The organism is Nocardiopsis sp. TNDT3, from assembly GCF_003427465.1.
Lineage (GTDB): Bacteria > Actinomycetota > Actinomycetes > Streptosporangiales > Streptosporangiaceae > Nocardiopsis > Nocardiopsis dassonvillei.
The window spans coordinates 1-2,730 of record NZ_QPFC01000629.1 but is presented as its reverse complement, the minus strand read 5'-3'; the positions used below and the strand labels follow the sequence as shown (position 1 = coordinate 2,730).

Here is a 2,730-nt window from a genome sequence, read left to right as displayed (position 1 = left end):
GGGTGGGATGGGTGGGGCCGGCGGGATTCGAACCCGCACTGTACAGCACCTAAAGCTGCCGTCTCCTGCCAGTTGGACTACGGCCCCTCGCGGACAACTGTACCGGTGCCGGGCGCGGGGCCCGGCCGCGGCGTGCACACGGGCCCGCCGCGCCCGGGGGCCGCCCCCGGCACCCGTGTCACAGGCCCAGTTCCCTCTTGATCCGGTCGACGTGGCCGGTGGCCTTCACGTTGTAGAAGGCCTTCTCCACCCGGCCGTCGGTGCCCACGACGACGGTGGAGCGGATGACGCCCTGCACGACGCGGCCGTAGTTCTTCTTCTCGCCGAAGGCGCCGTAGGCGCGCAGGGTGTCCTTGCCCGGGTCGCCCAGGAGCGGGAAGGTCAGACCCTCCTTGTCGCGGAACCTGGCCAGCTTGTCGCTCGTGTCCGGGGACACGCCCAGGACGGTGAGGCCCGCGGAGTCGAAGTCGCGCAGGTTGTCGCGGAAGTCGCAGGCCTGCGTGGTGCACCCGGGGGTCATGGCCGCCGGGTAGAAGTACAGGACGACGCGCTTGCCGGTGGAGGCCAGCACCTCGCTCAGGGTGACGGGCTTGCCGTCGGCGTCGTCGAGGGTGAAGTCGGGTGCCTGGTCGCCGGGCTCCAGGCGGATCGGGTCGCTCACGTGGTGTCCCCCTTGGGTTCGCGGGCGGGGCGCCGCCCCGCCGACTCTCGCCCTCACCCTAACCACACCCGCCTTCCGGTGCCCCGTGAGTCGACGCTTCGCGGGCTGTGCCAGGCTGGGGGTACGGTGTTCGGTTGCGATTCCGGTTCGGTTCGCCCGCATCCGGAGTGACCAGCGACGCGATCACCTATTGTTGACCGCACTCGTCCCGTCGTTCGGCCCCGGCGACGTCCGCCGCGCACCGGGGACGCCGCGTCGGCGGCGCCCGGCGGGCCGGAACACACCCGCTTCGCTTGGAGAGTATTGGCGACGATGCCTGGATTCACACTCGACGAGGTCAGGGCCCGGACCCTCAAGGAGCGCGACTCCTGGTGGACGGTCTACCTCGTGGACCCCATCGCGGTCCGGCTCGTGCGCCTGGTGGCCAACCGCACCTCGATCACACCCAACCAGCTGACGGTGGTCGCGCTCTTCCTGGGGCTCGGCGCGGCCGTCTGCTTCTCGCTGGGCTACCGCCACTTCCTGGCGCTGGGCGCGCTGCTGTACCTGCTGTCCTTCCTGATGGACTGCACGGACGGCAAGCTGGCCCGGCTCACCGGATCGGAGTCGCTGTTCGGGTCGTGGATGGACTACGTCTCCGACCGGTTCCGGGTGCTGGTGTGCGTGGTCGCCCTGATGGGCGGGCAGTACGTCGTCGCCGAGAACGCCGAGGGCGACGGGCCGGTGTGGTTCGTGTGGCTGGCCCTGGCCGTGGTGTTCCTGGACATGCTGCGCTACCTCAACGCGCTCCAGGTGTACAAGGTCCGCAGGGAGATGCGCTCGCACCTGGCCGCCGCCCTGGAGAGGGCCCGCGCCACCCTGTCGATGCTGGAGCCGGAGGAGGACGACACCGGCTCGGCCACCGGCGCGGGCGGGCGGACGATGAGCGACGGCGGCGAGCAGGCGGTGCTGCGCCACGGCATCGGCGTGCTGGAGCAGATCCTGCACAGCCAGAACGAGCGCGAGGCCCGCAACCAGCGCACGGCGGGCAAGCAGCCCGACCTCACCCTGCCCAAGGTGGACCTGCACCAGGAGTTCCGCAACCGCTTCCCCTGGTACCAGCGGTTCTGGTCGGCCCTCAACGCCAGACGGGTCAGGACGCACCTGGTGGGCGGCATCGAGTTCCAGATGTCGGTGTTCGTGATCGCGCCGCTGGCGGCCGCCGTGTTCGGCGCGCCGTCCCTTATCGGGTGGATCACCGCTGTGGCGGGTGTTTTGCTCCTCGCCTTCGAGATCGCCATCATCTATAAACTGTGGTTGTCCACGCGGGACTTCTTCCGCGTGGTCGACGGAATCGACAGCGCGCTGAGATTCTCCGGTCCGTCCGACGGCGCGGAGGAAGGGAGCCGGGACACCGGCTCGGACACGGGTTCTCAGACGACCCTGCGCTAGTGGAGAGAGGCACCCATGACGGGACGTGACACCGAACCGCGCCTGACCCCGGCGGACGTCGTCGCCGAGATCAACCGCGAACAGCGCCAGCTCGCCGAGACCCTGGACGAGTTGAGCGTGCAGGCCCGGCCCGCCAACATCGCCCGCAAGCAGATGGAGAGGGTCCGCGAACGCGGCGCCCGGATCGTGGACGAGGCGCGCGCCCTGGTGGTCGGGGGCGGCGCGGTGCGCGTGGAGAGCCACCCGGTGGAGCCCGAGGAGGGCAGCATCGTCGTCAAGGGCGACGGCCACGTCGTCACCACCTACCAGTCGCGCGGTCAGCTCCCCCCGGAGGCGCTGCTGCTCGCGGTCGGCGTCGGGGCGGTCGTCGCGGTGGGCGTGGTGGCCTGGGCGGTGCACCGCAGGAGGAAGTAGCGCCGGAGCGGCGCACGTTCGGAGGGGTCCGCGTCAGCGGGCCCCTCCGTGTGTGCGGCGACCGTCGGGCCGGGCGTCCAGGGGGCGCTGGGGCGGTGTCCGGCACGGGCCGCGGGCCACGCGCGGGCCCCGGGGCGCCGCCTGTTTCCCCCGCGGGAGTGCCGCCGGCTTCAGCCGGTGGGTGGATCGCGGGCGCCAGGACGTGGGGCCCGCGCCGCCAGGCG

The 2,730-nt window shown here is 71.6% G+C and carries 3 protein-coding genes and 1 tRNA gene; 2 read left to right on the top strand and 2 right to left on the bottom strand.

Annotated elements, in window-relative coordinates; all coding sequences use genetic code 11:
* Positions 1-12: 12 nt before the first annotated feature.
* Together DQW06_RS16025 and bcp are read right to left on the bottom strand one after the other, a co-directional pair.
* A tRNA-Leu gene (locus tag DQW06_RS16025) sits at positions 13-87 on the bottom strand.
* Positions 88-178: 91 nt separating this feature from the next.
* Positions 179-661 carry a thioredoxin-dependent thiol peroxidase gene (gene bcp / locus DQW06_RS16020; RefSeq protein ID WP_013151462.1) on the bottom strand — a complete coding sequence of 161 codons (483 nt, stop codon included), beginning with the start codon at positions 659-661 and terminating at the stop codon, positions 179-181.
* Positions 662-973: 312 nt separating this feature from the next.
* On the opposite strand from bcp, the gene DQW06_RS16015 reads away from it, so the two are divergent.
* A complete protein-coding gene (locus tag DQW06_RS16015) occupies positions 974-2,092 on the top strand; it encodes a CDP-alcohol phosphatidyltransferase family protein (protein ID WP_117198827.1) in 1,119 nt (372 codons plus the stop codon).
* 15 nt (positions 2,093-2,107) lie between these two features.
* A complete protein-coding gene (locus DQW06_RS16010; protein WP_013151464.1) occupies positions 2,108-2,506 on the top strand; it encodes a DUF3618 domain-containing protein in 399 nt (132 codons plus the stop codon).
* Positions 2,507-2,730: the final 224 nt, after the last annotated feature.

Coding starts and splice junctions, on each gene's coding strand:
- DQW06_RS16015 (WP_117198827.1), top strand. CDS start 974: ATGCCTGGATTCACACTCGACGAGGTCAGGGCCCGGACCCTCAAGGAG.
- DQW06_RS16010 (WP_013151464.1), top strand. CDS start 2,108: ATGACGGGACGTGACACCGAACCGCGCCTGACCCCGGCGGACGTCGTC.